Annotated in this window: 17 protein-coding genes; 5 read left to right on the top strand and 12 right to left on the bottom strand. The window is 65.0% G+C overall.

Translation table 11 applies throughout. The annotated features are described in order from the left end of the window. Positions 1-37: 37 nt before the first annotated feature. A complete protein-coding gene (locus ACSUZJ_RS03185) occupies positions 38-1522 on the bottom strand; it encodes an aldehyde dehydrogenase (RefSeq protein ID WP_499413252.1) in 1485 nt (494 codons plus the stop codon). Between the two features lie 134 nt (positions 1523-1656). On the opposite strand from ACSUZJ_RS03185, the gene ACSUZJ_RS03180 reads away from it, so the two are divergent. Next, on the top strand, positions 1657-3117 hold the full coding sequence (locus tag ACSUZJ_RS03180) for a high affinity choline transporter 1 (RefSeq protein WP_499413250.1): 1461 nt from the start codon (positions 1657-1659) through the stop codon (positions 3115-3117). 222 nt (positions 3118-3339) lie between these two features. Here the strand turns inward: ACSUZJ_RS03180 and ACSUZJ_RS03175 are convergent, their stop codons facing one another. From ACSUZJ_RS03175 to ACSUZJ_RS03155, 5 genes are all read right to left on the bottom strand, one after another. Further along, entirely contained in the window at positions 3340-4788 is a 1449-nt protein-coding gene (locus ACSUZJ_RS03175; RefSeq protein WP_499413248.1) for an aspartate aminotransferase family protein, read from the bottom strand. Positions 4789-4930: 142 nt separating this feature from the next. Then, the gene (locus tag ACSUZJ_RS03170) at positions 4931-6301 is read right to left on the bottom strand and encodes a glutamine synthetase family protein (RefSeq protein ID WP_499413246.1); all 1371 of its coding nucleotides are present in this window, start codon (positions 6299-6301) and stop codon (positions 4931-4933) included. 117 nt (positions 6302-6418) lie between these two features. Then, entirely contained in the window at positions 6419-7177 is a 759-nt protein-coding gene (locus ACSUZJ_RS03165) for a gamma-glutamyl-gamma-aminobutyrate hydrolase family protein (RefSeq protein WP_499413244.1), read from the bottom strand. A gap of 79 nt (positions 7178-7256) precedes the next feature. Next, entirely contained in the window at positions 7257-8825 is a 1569-nt protein-coding gene (locus tag ACSUZJ_RS03160; protein WP_499413242.1) for a heavy metal sensor histidine kinase, read from the bottom strand. Continuing rightward, entirely contained in the window at positions 8822-9514 is a 693-nt protein-coding gene (locus tag ACSUZJ_RS03155) for a heavy metal response regulator transcription factor (RefSeq protein WP_499416420.1), read from the bottom strand. Before ACSUZJ_RS03155 ends, ACSUZJ_RS03160 begins: the two co-directional genes overlap by 4 nt. Before the next feature lie 137 nt (positions 9515-9651). Between ACSUZJ_RS03155 and ACSUZJ_RS03150 the strand changes: the two genes are divergently transcribed. The 4 genes from ACSUZJ_RS03150 to ACSUZJ_RS03135 all read left to right on the top strand — a co-directional run bounded on the left by ACSUZJ_RS03150 (position 9652) and on the right by ACSUZJ_RS03135 (position 12435). Continuing rightward, the gene (locus ACSUZJ_RS03150; protein WP_499413240.1) at positions 9652-10143 is read left to right on the top strand and encodes a GlcG/HbpS family heme-binding protein; all 492 of its coding nucleotides are present in this window, start codon (positions 9652-9654) and stop codon (positions 10141-10143) included. A 15-nt stretch (positions 10144-10158) separates the two neighbouring features. Next, positions 10159-10569, top strand: coding sequence for a hydroxyisourate hydrolase (gene uraH, locus ACSUZJ_RS03145; protein ID WP_499413238.1), 411 nt, complete (start codon positions 10159-10161; stop codon positions 10567-10569). A gap of 67 nt (positions 10570-10636) precedes the next feature. Next, positions 10637-12091 carry an NADP-dependent succinate-semialdehyde dehydrogenase gene (gene gabD, locus ACSUZJ_RS03140; protein ID WP_499413236.1) on the top strand — a complete coding sequence of 485 codons (1455 nt, stop codon included), beginning with the start codon at positions 10637-10639 and terminating at the stop codon, positions 12089-12091. Then, a complete protein-coding gene (locus ACSUZJ_RS03135) occupies positions 12091-12435 on the top strand; it encodes a DUF4844 domain-containing protein (RefSeq protein WP_499413234.1) in 345 nt (114 codons plus the stop codon). Before gabD ends, ACSUZJ_RS03135 begins: the two co-directional genes overlap by 1 nt. A gap of 238 nt (positions 12436-12673) precedes the next feature. On the opposite strand, the gene ACSUZJ_RS03130 is transcribed toward ACSUZJ_RS03135, so the two are convergent. From ACSUZJ_RS03130 to hemH, 6 genes are all read right to left on the bottom strand, one after another. After that, positions 12674-13054, bottom strand: a complete 381-nt coding sequence (locus ACSUZJ_RS03130) for a nucleotide pyrophosphohydrolase (RefSeq protein WP_499413232.1) — start codon at positions 13052-13054, stop codon at positions 12674-12676. Further along, positions 13051-13725 (bottom strand): carbonate dehydratase, encoded by a 675-nt coding sequence (can, locus tag ACSUZJ_RS03125; RefSeq protein ID WP_499413230.1) that lies wholly within the window; start codon positions 13723-13725, stop codon positions 13051-13053. The genes ACSUZJ_RS03130 and can overlap by 4 nt, the downstream gene beginning before the upstream one ends. A gap of 142 nt (positions 13726-13867) precedes the next feature. Then, positions 13868-14989, bottom strand: coding sequence for a molecular chaperone DnaJ (dnaJ, locus tag ACSUZJ_RS03120; RefSeq protein WP_499413229.1), 1122 nt, complete (start codon positions 14987-14989; stop codon positions 13868-13870). Between the two features lie 143 nt (positions 14990-15132). Further along, positions 15133-17076 carry a molecular chaperone DnaK gene (dnaK, locus tag ACSUZJ_RS03115; RefSeq protein ID WP_499413227.1) on the bottom strand — a complete coding sequence of 648 codons (1944 nt, stop codon included), beginning with the start codon at positions 17074-17076 and terminating at the stop codon, positions 15133-15135. A 101-nt stretch (positions 17077-17177) separates the two neighbouring features. Next, the gene (grpE, locus tag ACSUZJ_RS03110; protein WP_499413225.1) at positions 17178-17729 is read right to left on the bottom strand and encodes a nucleotide exchange factor GrpE; all 552 of its coding nucleotides are present in this window, start codon (positions 17727-17729) and stop codon (positions 17178-17180) included. Positions 17730-18286: 557 nt separating this feature from the next. After that, positions 18287-19390, bottom strand: coding sequence for a ferrochelatase (hemH, locus tag ACSUZJ_RS03105; RefSeq protein WP_499413223.1), 1104 nt, complete (start codon positions 19388-19390; stop codon positions 18287-18289). Between the last annotated feature and the right edge of the window lie 17 nt (positions 19391-19407).

Raw genomic sequence — 19407 nt, 5'->3', positions numbered from 1 at the left:
ATAGCACCGCCGCCATGCCGTCCGCGCGCCGCTGGCTTCACACCTGGATCCAAGTCGTCTTCAACTCCGTATATTTATCAAACGCATGCAGCGACTTGTCGCGCCCGTTGCCGGACTGTTTGTAGCCGCCGAAGGGAACCGTGATGTCGTCGTTGTCGTACTGGTTCACGTGCACGGTGCCGGCGCGCAGGGCGCGTGCGGTGCGGATCGCTTTGCTCATGTCGGCCGTCCAGACCGCCGCCGCCAGGCCGTAGGGCGTGGCGTTGGCCTGGCGCACCGCCTCGTCGAGGTCGGTAAACGACAGCACCGACAGGACCGGACCGAAGATTTCCTCGCGTGCGATGCGCATGCTGGCGTCGACGCCGTCGAACAGGGTCGGCTCGACGTACAGGCCGCCCGACTCCGCCCGCGCCGCGGCGCCGCCCGCCAGCAGGCGCGCGCCCTCTTCCTTGCCCGATGCGATGTAGCCAAGCACGGTCTTCATCTGGACTCCATCGACGATGGCACCCATGACCGTGCTTTCGTCGAGAGGGTCGCCCGGGGCAAATTGCGGCACCATGGCCAGGGCCTTGTCCAGGAAGGCATCCTTGATCGAGGCCTCGACGAACAGGCGCGAAGGCGCGTTGCAGCTTTCACCCTGGTTGAAATAGATGGAGCCGATGGCGGCGCTGACCGCGGCGTCCAGGTCCGGGCAGTCGGCGCAGACGATGTTCGCCGACTTGCCGCCCAGTTCAGTCCAGGCGCGCTTCAGGTTCGACTGGCCGGCCATCTGCACGATCTGCCTGCCGGTGCGGGTCGAGCCGGTGAAGGCGATGCAGTCGACGTCCATGTGCAGGCCGAGCGCGCGCCCGGCCTCATCGCCGAAGCCGGGCAGCACGTTGAACACGCCCGGCGGCACGCCGGCCTCCAGCGCCAGCTCGGCCAGGCGCAGCGAGCTCAGGGGCGCCTTTTCCGAAGGTTTCAGCACCAGGCTGTTGCCGCTTGCCAGGGCCGGGCCGATCTTCCAGGCCGCCATCAGCATCGGGTAGTTCCAGGGAATGATGGCGGCGACCACGCCCACCGGTTCGCGCGTGATCAGGGCCAGGCTGTCCTCGGGGCTAGGCGCGACCTGGTCGTAGAGCTTGTCGACCGCCTCGCCGTACCAGCGGATGCAGTTCTGGGCCAGTTGCACGTCGACGCTGCGGCTGTAGCGGATCGGCTTACCCATGTCCAGGGTTTCCAGCAGCGCCAGCTCGTCGCGGTGCTCCAGCATCAGGTCGGCGAAGCGCACCAGGATCCGCTTGCGCTCGGCGGGCGCCTTGCCGGCCCAGCGCCGGTCCTCGAAGGCCGCGCGGGCGCTGTCGACGGCGACGTCGACGTCGGCTTCGCCGCAGCGCGCCACTTCCGCCAGCTTGCGCCCGTCCACCGGCGAGATGCAGTCGAAGCGCGCGCTTGATGCCGCATCGACCCGCTCGCCGTTGACGACGGCGCGGCCGTCAATACGCAGTGCGGCAGCACGTTCATGCCATGGTGTTGTTGTCATGCCAGCGTTCCTCCCAAAGTGAAAGAAAACTCCACGAAAATCCGAATAAGCTTGATCCAGCGGCTAACTTCTGCCGCTATAATCGCCGATTTTCCGCCCGATAATTTCTGGCCCCTCCAAGGCATCCACACCTTATGAACTACACCTTGATTACTTGTGTCGTGCTCTACCTGCTGGGCACGCTGGCGCTGGGCGTTTGGGCGGGCTCGCGCATCAAGAATACCAGTGACTTTGCCGTGGCCGGCCGCAGCCTGCCTTTGATCATGGTCATCACCACGACCTTTGCGACCTGGTTCGGCGCCGAAACCGTGATGGGCGTACCGGCGCGCTTCGTGCAGGGCGGCCTGAATGCGATCATCGAGGACCCGTTCGGCGCCGGCACCTGCCTGATCCTAGTCGGCCTCTTCTTCGCGAGCAAGTTATATAAACTGAACCTGCTGACCATCGGCGACTATTACCGCCAGCGCTACGGCAAGGGCATCGAGATTTTCTGCTCCGTGGCCATCATCCTGAGCTACCTCGGCTGGGTCGCGGCCCAGATCACCGCGCTCGGCCTGGTGTTCTCGGTGCTGACCGGCGGCGCCATGTCGCCGGCGGTGGGCATGGTGATCGGCACCCTGGCGGTGCTGATCTACGTCGTGGTCGGTGGTTTCCTGGCCGTCGCGCTCACCGACTTCATCCAGATGATCGTGCTGGTGGTCGGCATGTCGATCATCGCCTTCTTCGCGGCGGACCTGGCCGGCGGCGCCGACAAGGTGCTGAACATGGCCCAGCAGGCCAACCTGTGGCGCCTGCTGCCGGAACCGAACTTCACCGACATCATGTTCTTCATCGGCGCGGCCATCACCATGATGTTCGGCAGCATCCCGCAGCAGGACGTGTTCCAGCGCGTGATGTCGGCCAAGGACGCGCCGACCGCACGCAACGGCGCGGTCATCGGCGGCGCCAGCTACATCCTGTTCGGCTTCGTGCCGATGTTCATCGTCGCCGCCGCCGTCGTGGTCATGGGTAACAACGCCATGGAAATCGCGCGCAACGATTACCAGCAGCTGCTGCCGACCTTCGTCATGACCAAGATGCCCCTGATCATGCAGATCCTGTTCTTCGGCGCCCTGCTCTCGGCCATCAAGAGCACCTCCTCGGCGACCCTGCTGGCGCCGTCGACCAGCTTCACCGAGAACATCCTCAAGAACCTGGTGCCGGGCATGAACGACCGCCAGCAGCTGCTCGCGATGCGCATCACCATCGTGATCTTCGCGGCGCTGGTGCTGGTATACGCGATCGCGATGGAAGGCACTTCGATCTATGAGCTGGTGTCCTCGGCCTACCAGGTGACCCTGGTGGCGGCTTTTGTTCCGCTGGTCATGGGCCTGTACTGGAAGCGCGCCACCACCCAGGGCGCAATCGTCTCGATCGCGGCCGGCCTGTTCGTCTGGATCGTGTTCTTCCCGCAGATCTCGACCCTGGGCGAACACTTCCCGGGCCAGCTGGCTGGTTTGCTGGCGGCGTTTGCCGGCATGTTCGTGGGTTCGCTGGCGCCGCAGGTGCTCAAGAACCGGACCGAGCCGGCGAAGACCATCGTGGCCAGCGTCTGAACAATTGTTCAGTCAATCCAACAAATGTTGAGATGAAAACGGCCCCGCGGGGCCGTTTTTTATTGCACCGCTCGATGTCGTTTAGTGAACGCGTAGGGTGGGCGCCCCTGTGCCCACGCGTGGAAGACGGTCATTGTTGGCTTAGGTGCAATACAGAGCCAACACTATTCAGGCTTCACGCGTGGGCACGGGGCGCCCACCCTACGCATGCCATCGCCCCAGCTAGATCCACCCGCGCTGGTACACATCCGCCAGCGTCAGGTCCAGGCAATCCCAGATCCGCTCGGCCATCTCGTCGATTTCCTTCGTGCTCATGACCAGCGGCGGCGCGACGATCATGCGGTCGCCCACCGCGCGCATGATGACCCCGTTGTCGAACATGTGACCGCGGCACAGCATGCCCACCTGCAGCTCGCGCGCGAAGTGCTCGCAGTCGTGCGCCCCCGTGCCCTTGCGCCGCACCAGGTTCAGGCCCGCGACCATGCCGCAGGTCTCGGCGTGCCCCACCAGCGGGTGCGTTGCCAGTTCCGCGAAGGCTGTCTTCAGGTGCGGACCGGTCTCCAGCGCCACTTTCTCGACCAGGCGCTCCTCGCGCAGGATGCGCAGGTTTTCCAGCGCCGCCGCGCATGCCACCGGGTGGCCGGAGTAGGTAAAACCGTGGTTGAAGTCGCCGCCCTTCTCGACCAGCGCATGGGCCACGCGCTGGCCCACCAGCACGCCGCCCAGGGGCACATAGCCCGAGGTCACGCCCTTGGCAAAGCTGATCAGGTCCGGCCGCATGCCCATCAGCTCGGAACCGAACCAGGTGCCCAGGCGACCGAAGCCGCAAATGACTTCGTCGGCGATCAGCAGGATGTCGTACTTGTCGCAGATGCGCTGTACTTCCGGCCAATAGGTCTGGGGCGGAATGATGACCCCGCCGGCGCCCTGGACCGGCTCGCCGATGAAGGCGGCCACGCGCTCCGGGCCGCTCGCGAGGATCTGTTCCTCGAGCCAGCCGGCGGCAACCAGGCCGAACTCGTTCTCGCTCATGCCGTGACCGTGCTCGGCATAGTTCGGCTGGCCGATGTGCACGATGTCGGGAATCGGCAGTCCGCCCTGGGCATGCATGCCGGCCATGCCGCCCAGCGAGGCGCCGGCCATGGTGCTGCCGTGGTAGGCGTTGCGGCGGCTGATGATGACGCTGCGCCCGGGTTTGCCCATCAGGTCCCAGTAGCGGCGGACCATGCGCACGACCGTGTCATTCGCTTCCGAGCCGGAACCGGTGAAGAACACGTGGCTGAACTGCGACGGCGCCAGGTCGACCAGCTCGGCCGCCAGGCGCACCGCGGGCACATTGGTCGTGTTGAAGAAGCTGTTGTAGAACGGCAGGGTTTCCATCTGCCGGTACACGGCCTGCGAGATCGACGTGCGCCCGTAGCCGGCGTTCACGCACCACAGGCCCGACATGCCGTCGATGATCTGGCGGCCCTCGGAATCCCAGAGGTACACGCCCTGCCCGCGCACGATCACGCGCGCGCCCTTGTCCCTCAGGGCCGCGTGGTCGGTGAACGGGTGCAGGTAGTGCGCCGCGTCGAGTTGCTGGAGGGCGCGCGTGTCGAACGCTTCCACGTCCGGTACGCGCGGAAATGCAATGCTGGCGGCAAGGACCGCCGTTTCGTCGGTTGCCATGATGGCACCTCGTTTTTTGGGAGCGCCTAGGAAATCCTCCATGGCTGCGTCGCATCGTCTCGCCGTACCCGCGTACTGTCTTCGACGCTGCTTCTTGCCCTGAAGGCTTTCCCAGGCGCTCCTGGTTGGAAATCCCTAGTCATTACACGTGCAGCAGCAGGTGTTCGCGTTCCCACGGACTGATGACGGTCATGAACTCCTGGTGTTCGAGTTCCTTGATCGCCGAATACACGTCGATGAAGCGTTCGCCCAGCACCTCGCGCAGGGACGCTTCGCCGCGCAGCAGGGTCAGGGCTTCCGGCAGGCCTTGCGGCAGCTCGACCGGCATGTTGTAGGCGCTGCCTTCGACGATGGGCGAAGGCTCGCTCGCCTCGACCATGCCGAGGTAGCCGCAGGCCAGCGTGACCGCCAGCGCGAGATAGGGGTTGGCGTCGGCGCCGATGATGCGGTTCTCGATGCGCCGGTCCTGGGCGCCCGAGACCGGCACGCGGAAGCCCACGGTGCGGTTGTCGACGCCCCATTGCAGGTTGATGGGCGCGGCCGTGTGGCGCACGATGCGGCGGTAGGAATTCACATACGGGGCGACGATCGCCATGGCCGACGGCATGTAGCGCTGCAGGCCACCGATGTATTGGTGGAACAGCTTCGACGGGGAGCCGTCCTCGTCGCTGAAGATGTTGCGGCCGGTCCTGGCGTCGACCACGCTCTGGTGCACGTGCATGGCCGAGCCTGGCTCGCCAGCCATCGGCTTGGCCATGAAGGTCGCGTACATGTCGTGCTTGAGGGCGGCCTCGCGCAGGGTGCGCTTGAAGTAGAAGACCTTGTCGGCCAGGCCCAGGGGATCGCCGTGCTGGAAGTTGATTTCCATCTGGCCGGCGCCGATCTCGTGGATCAGGGTGTCGACGTCGAGGTTCATCAGGTCGCAATAGTCGTAGATGTCCTCGAACAGCGGGTCGAATTCGTTGACCGCGTCGATGCTGTAGACCTGGCGGCTGGTTTCCGAGCGGCCGCTACGCCCGATCGGGGCCGTGAGCGGCAGGTCGGGATCGATGTTCTTGGCGGTGAGATAGAACTCGAGCTCGGGCGCGACCAGCGGCTTCCAGCCTTTTTTCTCGTACAGTTTCAGGACACGGCGCAGCACCGAGCGCGGCGCGAAGTCGACCAGGGAGCCGTCGGCGAAATAACAGTCGTGGATCACCTGCGCGGTTGGGTCGACCGCCCACGGCACCATGGTGATGGTGGTCGGGTCGGCCTTCAGGATCATGTCGCGGTCGGTGGACGAGATGGCGCGGTCGTAGGCGTCGTCGTGGGTGGGAGAGTTACCGGTCACGGTCATGCCCAGCACGGCTTCGGGCAGGCGCATGCCGCGCTCTTCGGTGAATTTCACGCGCGGCAGGATCTTGCCGCGGGCAACGCCGGTCAGGTCGGGGACCAGGCATTCGATTTCGGTGACGCGCTTGGCATTGAGCCAGTCGTCCATGTCGGTGTAGGAAAAATTTTCGCGGATTGCCATGATTGCCTCTTTGTCTGTTCAGTCGACGCAGGCGTGCGTTCACGCCTGCACGTGCAGTGCGGGAGAGAAGCGAGGCAAGCTATGGGACGGCCCGGGCCGCCCATTTTTCGTAGGCGGTCATAAGCGTCCCTGTTTCCTGGCGCGGTAGTCGCGGCATGCCTGGCCGAAGGCGCCGAACATCTTCATGGAATACGGGTTGTGCGTGATGCGCCACTCGGGGTGCCACTGCACCGCCAGCGTGAAGCCGGGCGCGGCGCCGACCGAGAAGGCTTCGACCAGCCCGTCCTCGGCGGTCGCCTCGACCACCAGGCCCGGCGCCAGTTCGTTGACGCCCTGGCCATGCAGCGAATTGACGGGAATTTCGTCGGCGCCCAGGATGCCGTGCAGGAAGCCGCCCGGCACGATGGACACCTTGTGGGCATCGCCGTATTGCTCGTCCATGCCGAGCTCGGGGTTCTCGCGGTGGTCGAACTTGCCGGGCACGGACTGCACCGCCTGGTGCAGGCTGCCGCCCAGGGCCACGTTCATCTCCTGGAAACCGCGGCAGATGGCGATGATCGGAATGCCGCGCCCCACCGCCGCCCGGATCAGCGGCAGCGTGGTCTCGTCGCGCGCGGGATCCTGCGGCAGCGAGGGGTCGAGCACTTCTTCCGAGTAATAGCTGGGGTGGACATTCGAGGCGGACCCGGTGAGCATGATTCCGTCGCACAGTTGCAGCATGGTTTCCAGGTCGAGCGCCGGCCCGAGCGAGGGCAGGATCATGGGCGCGCAATCGGCGCCGAGCACGACGGCGTCGCAATACTTGTGCTGGGCCGCGTGATACGGGTGTTCGCCGAAATCACGCGTGCATGCTGGAACGATGACGATGGGGCGCATGGGTCTCTACCTTGTCGTGAGCGCACAAGGACCATCATACGAGCAATCTGGTCCGGGCGCGAGTGGCCGTTAATCCAGATCAAACGCTGTGCGTATTGTTGCGCGCAACGTGCGCCGATCTGCTAATAAAACGCGATTTCCATAGCAAAAGCTTAACGGCAAGCGCGAATCGATGCCAACACGAATAGGCAGCGCCAGCCTGGCGCATGCGGCTCCGCAATCTCTCATACTGTCGAGAAATATTGCACGCGCCGCCCGGCTCAGTCGGCGGGAAACACCAGGGTGAAGGTGGTACGGCCGCCTTCGGTGTCCACCTTTGCCTGGCCGCCATGCAGGTCCATGATGGCGCGCACGATCGCCAGGCCAGCCCGGTCGATCCCTCGGCCTCGCTGCGGGCCGGATCGGCGCGGTAGAAACGCTCGAACAGGTGGGCCAGGTGCGCCGCCCCGATCGCGGCGCCGGTATTGGTCACGCCGAGTTCGACGGCGCCGTCGCGCTGGGCGGCATGCAGGACGATGGAGCTGCCCGGATCGGCATGCCGCATGGCATTCGACAGCAAATTGGCCAGCGCGCGCCGCAACAGCGCGGCATCGGCCAGCACGGTCGCCTCGCCGGTGCATTCCAGCGCCAGGCCGCGCTCCTCGGCCATCCCTTCGTAGAAATCCGCCACCTTGCGCAGCTCGTCCAGCGCCGCCAGGGGCTGGCGCGCCAGCACCACCTCTTCCTGCCCGGCGCGGGCGAGAAACAGCATGCTCTCGATCATGCGCGCCAGCCGTTCCAGTTCCTCGATATTCGAGGCGATCACCTGCTCGTATTCGGCCACGCTGCGCGGCTGGGCCAGCACTACCTGGCTTTGCCCCAGCAGGTTGGCGATCGGCGTGCGGAATTCGTGCGCCAGGTCGGCGGAAAAGCCGGACAGGCGCGCATACCCGTCCTGCAGCCTGGCCAGCATGGCGTTGAAGGCGTCGATCAGCGGACGCAGCTCCGCAGGGGCATCCTCGACGTCGAGGCACCGCGCCAGCGTGCCGGGGCGCATCAGGGCGGCGTGCTCCGCCACCGTGCGCAGGGGACGCAGGCCGCGGCGCAGCATCAGGGCCGCCAGCAGGGCCGCGGCCAGCGCGCTGACTGCCACGGCCGCGGCGATCTGGCGCCGGTAACGGGCGAACATGGCGCTGCGCTCGCCGTAGGCGCGGGCCACGACCACCGTCACCGTATCCCTTCCCAGGCGCGCGCTGCCGGCCACGACGCGGCCCGGCGCGCCGCCGCTGGTGGTCCAGCCGGCGATCGCCGCCGCAGCCGGCGCGGGGCCCGCCGAAGGAGGCAGCGGGTAGCGTTCGCCGAGGGCGTTGATGTCGGCCAGCACCGCGCCGCCTGGGGCGACAATGCGCACCAGCGAATTCTCCTGGCCGCTCATCGTGTCGCGGAAGTAATCCGGCTGGCTGCGCAGCAGTTCCGCCGCGCCGGGCCGCCCGAGCAGCATCTGCACCTGGCGCAGCTTGCCCAGCAACTGGATGTCGCCGCGGCGCGCGATCTCGCCGACGAAAGCGCGGTACAGGTAGATGCCCAGGCTGGAGGCCGCCAGCGCCACGATCAGCGTGAACATGGCGGTCGCGCGCAGGGCCAGCGAGTGGCGCAACGCTGCCCTCACGGCGCCGCCACCGGCTCGGCCTCGCACACATAGCCCATGCCGCGCCGCGTGTGGATCAGTTTTTGCGGGAAGGGGTCGTCGATCTTGCGCCGCAGCCGGCGCACCGCCGCGTCGATGACGTTGGTGTCGCTGTCGAAATTCATGTCCCAGACCTGGGAGGCGATGAGCGAGCGCGACAGCACCTGTCCCTGGCGCCGCGCCAGCAGGTGCAGCAGGGCGAATTCCTGGGCCGTCAGCGCAATGGCCTGGGTGCCGCGGCGCACGCGGCGGCGCAGCACGTCGATTTCCATGTCGCCGATGCGGATCGTATCGTCCTCGCGCACCGGACCGCGCCGCAGCAGGGTGCGGATGCGCGCCACCAGTTCGACAAAGGCGAAGGGTTTCACCAGGTAATCGTCGGCGCCCAGCTCCAGGCCGCGCACGCGGTCCTCGACCTCGTCGCGCGCGGTCAGGAACAGCACCGGGATCTGCTCGGTCGCCGCATCGGCGCGCAAGGCTTCCAGCACCTGCCAGCCATCCATGCGCGGCAGCATCACGTCGAGCACGACCAGCTCGATCTCTTCCTCGCGCGCGATGAACAGGCCGTCGCGCCCGTTGCGCGCCAGGCGCACGGCAAAGCCGGATTCGCCCAGGCCGCGCTGCAGGTAGTCGCTGGTCTTCGGCTCGTCTTCGATCACCAGGATGGCCACGGGAGTTGCGGTCAGCAAAACCGCCTTCTATGCCGTTCGCACCGCGCCGAAGATGACGGGATTGTCATCTGGCGGTCAGGCTGGCGTCGTCCTGCGCCCGCTAAGCTGGGGTCTTGTCCAACCCGTCCGATACAAACATGCACAAACTGATTGCCGCCCTGCTGGCAGGCTGCACCGTCCTGCCGGCCGCCGCCCAGCTGCGCCAGCCACCGGAGCTGACGCTCGCCGCCGCCAACCGCCTGGCCGCCGGCGCCATCGATGCCTGCCGGCGCCAGGGACGCGACATCGTGGTGTCCGTCCTCGACCGCGGCGGCAACCTGGTCGCGCTGCAGCGTGCCGACGGCGTCGGTCCCCACAACACCGAGGCAAGCCGGCGCAAGGCCTATACCGCCCTGTCGACGCGCACAGCGACGCTGGCGCTGGCGCGCAAGGCGGCTGCCGACCTGGATGCACGCAACCTCGCCAGCCTGCCCGAATTGCTGCTGCTGGGCGGCGGCGTGCCGCTGACGGTGCGCGGCCAGGCGGCCGGCGCCATCGGCGTGGCCGGCGGCGGCGGCGCCGTCAACGATCACGCCTGCGCACTGGCGGCATTGAGCGCCGTGCCGGAACTCGACCAACCATCCCCTTAATCGAAAGAGAACACCATGCAAGCTTTCAAACACCTGATCCTGGCCGGCGCCCTCGCCCTTTCCACGGGCATCGCCGCCGCCGCACCCAATCCGCTCAGCGTCCACGTGCTCGACCTGCAGAGCGGCCAGCCCACGGCCGGCATCGGGGTGACGCTGGAACAGCGCGCCGGCGAAGGCTGGCGCGAGCTGGCTTCCGGCGTCACCAATGCGCAGGGCCGCATCGCCGCCCTCTATCCGGAGAACAAGCCGATCGCGGCCGGCGAATACCGCATCGTCTTCAAGACCGGCGAGCACTTCGCGCGCCAGGGCCAGGCCACCTTCTTCCCGCGCATCCCGGTCGAGTTCAAGGTCGACAATCCGGCGCAGCACTACCACATCCCCCTGCTCCTGAGCCCCTTCGGCTACTCGACCTACCGCGGCAACTGAAAAAGGGGGCAAGCGCAAAAGGTCTACCATGAGGGATCGCTTTCACCGAACATGAACGAGGTCCCTCATGCTGAACCTGAAAGACCCTTCCCTGCTGCGCCAGCAGGCCTACATCGACGGCGCGTGGTGCGACGCCCTGGAAGGCGCCACGGTCGACGTCATCAACCCCGCCACCGGCGAGAAGCTGGGCAGCGTGCCGCACATGGGCGCCCAGGAAACCCGCCGCGCGATCGAGGCCGCCAACGCCGCCTGGCCGGCATGGCGCAAAAAAACGGCACGCGAGCGCAGCCTCATCCTGCGCAAGTGGAACGACCTGATGCTGGAGAACGCCGACGACCTGGCGCTCCTGATGACCGCCGAACAGGGCAAGCCCCTGACGGAAGCCAAAGGCGAAGTGGCCTATGCCGCCTCCTTTTTCGAATGGTTCGCCGAAGAAGCCAAGCGCGTCGCCGGCGACACCATCCAGTCGCCCTGGCCCGACCGCCGCATCGTGGTCACCAAGGAACCGATTGGCGTCTGCGCGGCGATCACGCCCTGGAACTTCCCGGCGGCGATGATCACGAGAAAAGTGGCGCCGGCCCTGGCCGCGGGCTGCCCCATCGTCCTGAAACCGGCCGAGCTGACGCCTTATTCGGCGCTCGCGCTGGCGGTGCTGGCCGAGCGCGCCGGCGTGCCAAAAGGCGTGTTCAGCGTCGTCATCGGCGACTCGAAAGCCATCGGCGGCGAAATGACGAGCAACCCCATCGTGCGAAAACTCAGCTTCACCGGCTCGACCGCAGTTGGCCGCCTGCTGATGGAGCAATGCGCGCCAACGGTCAAGAAGCTGTCGCTGGAGCTGGGCGGGAATGCCTCCTTCATCGTCTTCGACGACGCCGACATCGACGCCGCCGTCGAGGGCGCCATCGCCTCCAAATACCGCAACGCCGGCCAGACCTGCGTCTGCGCCAACCGCATCTACGTGCAGGACGGCGTCTACGACGCGTTCGCCAAAAAACTGGTGGCGGCGGTCGGCAAGCTGAAGGTCGGCAATGGTGTCGAACCGGACGTGAACCAGGGACCGCTGATCGATGAAAAGGCGGTGCAGAAGGTCGAGGAACACATCGCCGACGCCTTGTCGAAAGGCGCGCGCCTGATGCTGGGCGGCCAGCGCCACGCGCTCGGCCACAGTTTCTTCCAGCCCACCGTGGTGGCCGACGCCACTGCCGACATGAAGCTCGCGCGGGAAGAAAGCTTCGGCCCGCTGGCGCCGCTGTTCCGCTTCCGGACCGAGGACGAGGTGATCGCCATGGCCAACAATACCGAGTTCGGCCTGGCGTCCTATTTCTATTCGCGCGACATCGGCCGCGTCTGGCGCGTGGCCGAGCAGATCGAAACCGGCATGGTCGGCGTGAACACCGGCCTGATCTCGACCGAGGTCGCGCCCTTCGGTGGCGTCAAGCAGTCGGGCCTGGGCCGCGAGGGTTCCACCTACGGTATCGAGGATTACCTGGTCATCAAGTACATCTGCATGGGCGGCATCTGATGGGACGCGACCCGCTGGACACGATGGCGGATGCGCCGCTGTTCGTCGTGCCGCGGGTGCTCGATGGCTTGCGGGCGTTCAGCCCCACGTTTGACGGCCTGCCGGACGCAGAACGTGCCCGCCTGTCGGCCGAGATCGACCGCTTACGCAGTCGGCTGCTCGAAGGGATCGAAGGTCATCCGACCAAGTTCTGGGTGATGAAGCAGTTCCAGCGTTCGCTGGAGGTGGTGAAGGATGAGGATGGCGCCGCGCGCAAGCATTTCCGCGTGGCGCTCGACGAGCTGATGGGTATTCTCGGCGTGGAGGACAGGTCCGGCGTCATCGAGCACTACCTTGGATCGTAGGGTGGGCACCCCGTGCCCACGCGTTACGGGCGTCATTTTTGGCCAGAAATGGTGACGCTTCGCCCGCAAACGCATGCTATCACCGCTCAAAGCGATAATCACCCTGGCTTGACCAGAAAAGCACGCTCGCGCGCCGGGCAAGCTTGGCGCTGCGTGGCGATAAGCAACGGCCAACGAAAACGGATACGCACGTAACGCGTGGGCACGGAGTGCCCACCCTACGAGTTCGGCGCCGCCGTCAGGCGTCCCTGGACTCGTCGCTTTTGTACTCGTAGTATTTGCGCGCATCCCCGCGCACTTTATCGGCCGGGTATTTCGCCCGGTTGAGCACCATCTTCTCCTCGACCGCCGCCATCAGGTCGACGTCGAGCTTGTCGGCCAGGCGCACGAGATAGACCAGCACATCGGCCATCTCGTGGCGCACCTGCACCAGCTTCTCGGGACCGAGCTCCTCGGGCTGGCCGGTCTGCAGCCACTGGAAGTGCTCCAGCAGCTCGGCCGCCTCGACGCTCAAGGCCGAAGACAAATTCTTCGGCGTGTGGAACTGGTCCCAGTCGCGTTCAATCACGAACGCGCGGACGATCCCGCGCAGCCGGGCCAGTTCGCCGTCGGGGTTCACTTCGCCTGTCCTTCGAGGTAGCCCTGCAGCACGACTTCGAGCTTGGGCGCGATTTCCGCGAAGCTGCTGACCGTGATGCCCAGGTCGCGCAGCAGGCCGTCGTGCACGCCGTAGACCCAGCTGTGGATGGTCAGCGGCTGGCCGCGTTCCCAGGCGTCGCGCACGATCGTCGTCTGCGCCACGTTGATGACCTGCTCGGCCACGTTCAGTTCGACCAGGCGGTCGCTGGCGGCCTTGCCGGCCACGTTGCCGAGGTATTTGCCGTGCTTGTCGCGCACGTCGCGCACGTGGCCCAGCCAGTTGTCGGCCAGGCCGACGCGGGTATTCGTGAGCGCGGCATGCACGCCCGAGCAACCGTAGTGGCCGCAGATGATGATGTGCTTGACCTTCAGCACGTCGATCGCGAACTGCAGCACGGAGAGGCTGTTCAGGTCCGAATGGACGACGACGTTGGCGATGTTGCGGTGGACGAAGAGCTCGCCGGGCGCCATGCCCAGCAGTTCATTCGCGGGCACGCGGCTGTCCGAGCAGCCGATCCACAGGTATTCCGGGGCCTGTTGCGAAGCCAGGTCGTTGAAGAAGTCCGGGTCTTCCTTGACCATCTCGGCCGCCCATTCGCGGTTGCGTGCGAACAGGTCGGAGGCCGTCAGGCCGGTTGGCGTTTTTGCCATCTTGATTTTCTCCCTTGCTGCGGGCGGCGCGGCGAACGGCGCCAGCCCGTGATTTTTCGTGAGTTTTCCGTATTGTAAGCCTAGCCGCGTACAGACGAAAAAAAACCGCCGGGAACTCGCGCTCCCGGCGGTTGGATGCTTCTTACTCGAAGAAGTCCTTGACCTTGTCCATCCAGCCCTTGCTTTGCGGGCTGTGCTTGGCGCCGCCTTCGTTCGTCATGCGTTCGAACTCGCGCAGCAGGTCCTTCTGCTTCTCGGTCAGCTTGACCGGGGTCTCGACGACCACGTGGCAGAACAGGTCGCCGGCGTAGCCCGAACGCACGCCCTTGATGCCCTTGCCTTTCAGGCGGAAGGTCTTGCCCGTCTGGGTGCCTTCCGGCACCGTGAACGAGACCTTGCCGGTGAGCGTAGGCACCTCGATTTCGCCGCCCAGGGCCGCCTTCGAGAACGAGATCGGCATTTCGCAATGCAGGTCGTCGCCTTCGCGCTGGAACACCGGATGCGGCTTGATGTGGATTTCCACATACAGGTCGCCCGACGGACCGCCATTCGTGCCCGGCTCGCCGTTGCCGGTCGAGCGGATACGCATGCCGTTGTCGATGCCGGCCGGGATCTTCACTTCCAGCGTCTTGTTGCGCTTGATGCGACCGGCGCCGCTGCACGATGGGCAGGGTTCCGGGATCATCTTGCCGCTGCCGTGGCACTTCGGGCAGGTCTGCTGGATGCTGAAGAAGCCCTGCTGCATGCGCACCTGGCCGTGGCCGTGGCAGGTGGTGCAGGTGACCGGCTGCGTGCCCGGCTTGGCGCCGCTGCCGTGGCAGGTGTCGCACTTGTCCCAGCTCGGCACGCGGATCGTGGTGTCGAAGCCGTTGGCGGCCTGTTCCAGCGTGATCTCGAGGTTGTAGCGCAGGTCGGCGCCGCGGTAGACCTGGGGGCCCGCGCTGCGTGAACGGCCGCCACCGAAGATGTCGCCGAAGATGTCGCCGAAGGCGTCGCCGAAACCGCCGGCGCCAAAGCCGCCGCCGCCACCCATGTTCGGGTCGACGCCGGCATGACCGTAGCGGTCGTAGGCCTCGCGCTTCTCCGGGTTGGTCAGCATCTCGTAGGCTTCCTTCACCTCCTTGAACTTCTCTTCCGCTTCCTTGTTGTCAGGGTTGCGGTCGGGGTGGTATTTCATCGCCAGCTTGCGATAGGCCTTCTTGATCTCTTCTTCCGAAGCATTCTTCGCGACCCCGAGGATCTCGTAAAAATCACGCTTTGCCATTTGGCACCTTGCTGTTATCTACTGAACGAAACTGTCTGAGCAAAAAAACCGAGCCGCGAACCATTCGGTCCCATCGGCTCGGCAGGTTCGGGGAACTGGATAGGCCTGCTGCATGTGGATTCTCCAGTTCCCTGTCGCGTTGCTTACTTGGCGTCTTTGACTTCCTTGAAGTCGGCATCGACGACATCGTCGGCCTTGGCCGAAGCGTCGGCGCCACCAGCAGCCTGCGCACCGGCGGCGGCATCAGCACCGCCCTGCTGCGCCTGCATGTCGGCGTACATCTTCTCGCCGAGCTTCTGGGCAGCGGTCGACAGGGCTGCGACCTTGGCGTCGATGTCGGCCTTGTCGCCCGACTTGATCGAGCCTTCCAGGTCGGTGATCGCCGCTTCGATCTTTTCCTTCTCGCCGGCTTCCAGCTTGTCGCCGTACTCGGTCAGCGACTTGCGGGTCGAGTGGACCAGCGCGTCGGCCTGGTTGCGCGACTCGGCCAGTTCCTTGACCTTCTTGTCTTCTTCCGCGTTCAGTTCGGCGTCCTTCACCATCTTCTGGATTTCCTCCTCGGTCAGACCCGAGTTGGCCTTGATGGTGATCTTGTTTTCCTTGCCGGTGGCCTTGTCCTTCGCGCCCACGTGCAGGATGCCGTTGGCGTCGATGTCGAAGGTCACTTCGATCTGCGGGGTGCCGCGTGGTGCCGGCGGGATGCCTTCCAGGTTGAACTCGCCCAGACCTTTATTACCAGCGGCGATCTCGCGCTCGCCCTGGTAGACCTTGATGGTCACGGCCGGCTGGTTGTCGTCGGCGGTCGAGAACACCTGCGAGAACTTGGTCGGGATCGTGGTGTTCTTGTGGATCATCTTGGTCATCACGCCGCCCAGGGTTTCGATACCCAGCGACAGCGGGGTCACGTCCAGCAGCAGCAGGTCCTTGCGGTCGCCGGCCAGCACCGAGCCCTGGATCGCCGCGCCAACTGCCACGGCTTCGTCCGGGTTCACGTCCTTGCGCGGATCCTTGCCGAAGAACTCCTTCACCTTCTCTTGTACCTTCGGCATGCGGGTCATGCCGCCGACCAGGATGATGTCGTCGATGTCCGAGACCTTCACGCCCGCATCCTTGATCGCGGTGCGGCACGGCTCGATGGTCTTGGCGATCAGTTCCTCGACCAGCGATTCCAGCTTGGCGCGGGTGATCTTCAGGTTCAGGTGGACCGGCGCGCCGTTCGCCATGGCGATGTACGGCTCGTTGATTTCGGTCTGCTGCGACGACGACAGTTCGATCTTCGCGCGCTCGGCCGAGGCCTTGATGCGCTGCAGGGCGATCGGGTCCTTCGACAGGTCGAGGCCGTTGATCTTCTTGAACTCGTCGATGATGTAGTCGATCACGCGCTGGTCGAAGTCTTCGCCGCCCAGGAAGGTGTCGCCGTTGGTCGACAGCACTTCGAACTGCTTCTCGCCGTCCACGTCCGCGATCTCGATGATCGAGACGTCGAAGGTGCCGCCGCCGAGGTCATACACGGCGATCTTGCGGTCGCCCTTGTCGGTCTTGTCCAGGCCGAATGCCAGCGCGGCCGCGGTCGGCTCGTTGATGATGCGCTTGACGTCCAGGCCTGCGATGCGGCCGGCGTCCTTGGTCGCCTGGCGCTGCGAGTCGTTGAAGTAGGCCGGCACGGTGATGACGGCTTCGGTCACTTCTTCGCCGAGGTAGTCTTCGGCGGTCTTCTTCATCTTGCGCAGGACTTCAGCCGAGATCTGCGGCGGCGCCAGCTTCTTGTCACGCACGCCGACCCAGGCGTCGCCGTTGTCGGCCTTGACGATCGAGTACGGCATCAGCGAGATGTCTTTCTGGACTTCCTTCTCGTCGAACTTGCGGCCGATCAGGCGCTTGACGGCGAACAGGGTGTTCTTCGGGTTGGTGACAGCCTGGCGCTTGGCAGGTGCGCCGACGAGGATCTCGCCGTCTTCCTGGTAAGCGATGATCGACGGCGTGGTGCGCGCGCCTTCGGCGTTCTCGATCACCTTAGGCTGGCCGTTTTCCATGATCGCGACGCAGGAGTTGGTGGTTCCCAGGTCGATACCGATAATTTTGCCCATGATTTATTTTCCTTTGAATGCTGAAATGTTCTGATGTTTCGGATATGGGGAAAAACCTGACTGCTTTCAAGGCCTTTTGCCAAGCAGCACGTTACTTTTTCTTATTTCGGCTGTGCTACCGTGACGATGGCCGGACGCAGCAGGCGATCGGCGATCATGTAACCTTTTTGCAATACGTTGACCACGGTGTTGGCTTCCTGGTCGGCCGGCACCATCGAGACGGCCTGGTGCTTCATCGGGTCGAGCTTCTCGCCCTGCGCCGGCATCACTTCGACCAGGCGGTTCTTCTCGAAAGCGGAAGTGAGCTGCTTGAGGGTCATCTCGACGCCTTCGCGGATCGCTTCGACGGTCTGGGTCTCGACCTTCAGGGCCATTTCCAGGCTGTCGCGCACCGGCACCAGGGCTTCGGCGAAGCTTTCGATGGCGAACTTGTGCGCCTTGCTGACGTCTTCCTGGGCGCGGCGGCGGATATTCTCGCCTTCGGCCTTGGCGCGCATGAACGCGTCATGCATTTCAGCCAGCTTGGCTTCGGTCGCGCTCAGTTGCTCTTCGAGGCTGGCCTCGCGCGATGCTTCGTTCGCGGCCTGGGCGGTTGCCGTGTCGGCTTCGCCTTCGGGCTGTTTAATCACCTCTGGATTTTCTTGGTCTTGCATCGAAAATACTCCTGAAATCAAGGACTTGGCTGAATGGTTGGACAGTACTGCTTGTCGTACAGCGCCGCATATGGGGCGATCTCCTACATTTTCAAGGGGAATTGCGCATCTGTTAGCAGTAGAACTGACAACATTTGTTACAACATTTACCGATGAGGTGATTCTTTCCTTGACCGCAGGTTCTAAGATCGGGTCCTGACGAGCTGGAAAGCTGCGTCACCAGAACAAGAACCAGTCGTGGGAGAGACTCATGAGATTGCCGTTGATCAGCAGCGCCGTCGTGGTGTACACCGCCCTTGCGGTGGTGTGCATCTGCTACGCCGGGGTGTGAGCCAAGCCGTAAAACATAGCATTTTAGCAGGTTGGGCCGTGGGGAGCCCGGCGTGAGGATTTTGGGCCGCGGTGTGCGGGCCTGGGTTGAACGCGTGGACGGGGAACCCGTCCACCCTACGCGTATGCGCTGCCCCGTAGGGTGGACGGCTCCGCCGTCCACGCGTCGATAGTTATCTTCAGAATTGCCGAGACCGGGCCGGCGGTAACGAACTTACGAACTTGTTTCACGCCCCAAGACGCAAGGCATGCTCGCGCGCGATCTCCGCATCGCGCCGCTCCGCTTCCCGCTGCGACGGGCTCATCATGGTCGGCCAGCCGATCAGGTGCTGTTCGGCGATCTCGGCCAGGCCGACGATCCAGGTCGGCGATTCGTTCAGGCAGGGGATGTAGTGGAATTCCCTGCCGCCGGCCGCTTCGAAGTCGTGCTTCACTTCCATCGAGATCTCTTCCAGCGTCTCCAGGCAGTCGGCGGTGAAACCCGGGCAGATCACATCCACGCGCCCGACGCCCTGGCGCGCCAGTTCGGCTACGGTCGGCGCGGTGTAGGGCTGCAGCCACTCGGCCTTGCCAAAGCGCGACTGGAAGGTCACCAGATACTCGTCCGGCGTCAGGCGCAGGCGTGCAGCCAGCAGGCGCGCGGTCTTCTGGCATTCGCAGTAATACGGATCGCCCAGCAGCAGCGTACGCTTGGGCACGCCGTGGAAACTCATCACCAGCTTCTGGCCGCGCCCGTGCGCGTCCCAGTGCGCCTGCACGGTGTCGCACAGCGCGTCGATATAGCCTTCATGGTCGTGGTAATGCTTCACCAGGCGCAGCTCGGGCACGTTGCGGATCTGCCTGTAGTGGTCGAACACCGCGTCCCAGATCGAGGCCGTGGTGGTGCCGGAATACTGGGGGTACGAGGGCAGGATCGCGATGCGGTCGCAGCCGTCTAGCTTGAGCTGGTCCAGCACTTCCGGCAGCGAGGGCGAGCCGTAGCGCATCGCCATGCGCACCTGCACGCCTTCGTGGCCGCGCTGCTCGAGCGCCGCCTGCAGCAGCTGCGCCTGCTTCTGGGTATGCACCTTCAGCGGCGAGCCCTCTTTCGTCCAGATCGTCTGGTATTTCTTGGCCGACGCGCCCGAACGGAAAGGCAGGATGACCAGTTTCAGGATGAACGACCACACCAGGCGCGGGATCTCGACCACGCGCGGATCGGAAAGAAATTGCTTCAGGTAGCGCTTGACCGCGGCACGGGTCGGCGCATCCGGCGTGCCGAGGTTGACGAGGACGATGGCGCTTTGGGCAACGTTGCCGTGGGTGTGGGGCGGTTCTTTTCGAAAGGGCATAAAGAGGACAGGATCGC

The organism is Telluria sp. B2, from assembly GCF_051789535.1.
GTDB lineage: Bacteria > Pseudomonadota > Gammaproteobacteria > Burkholderiales > Burkholderiaceae_D > Telluria.
Note: the sequence above shows the minus strand (reverse complement) of the source record. Positions and strands in the feature narration are given on the sequence as shown.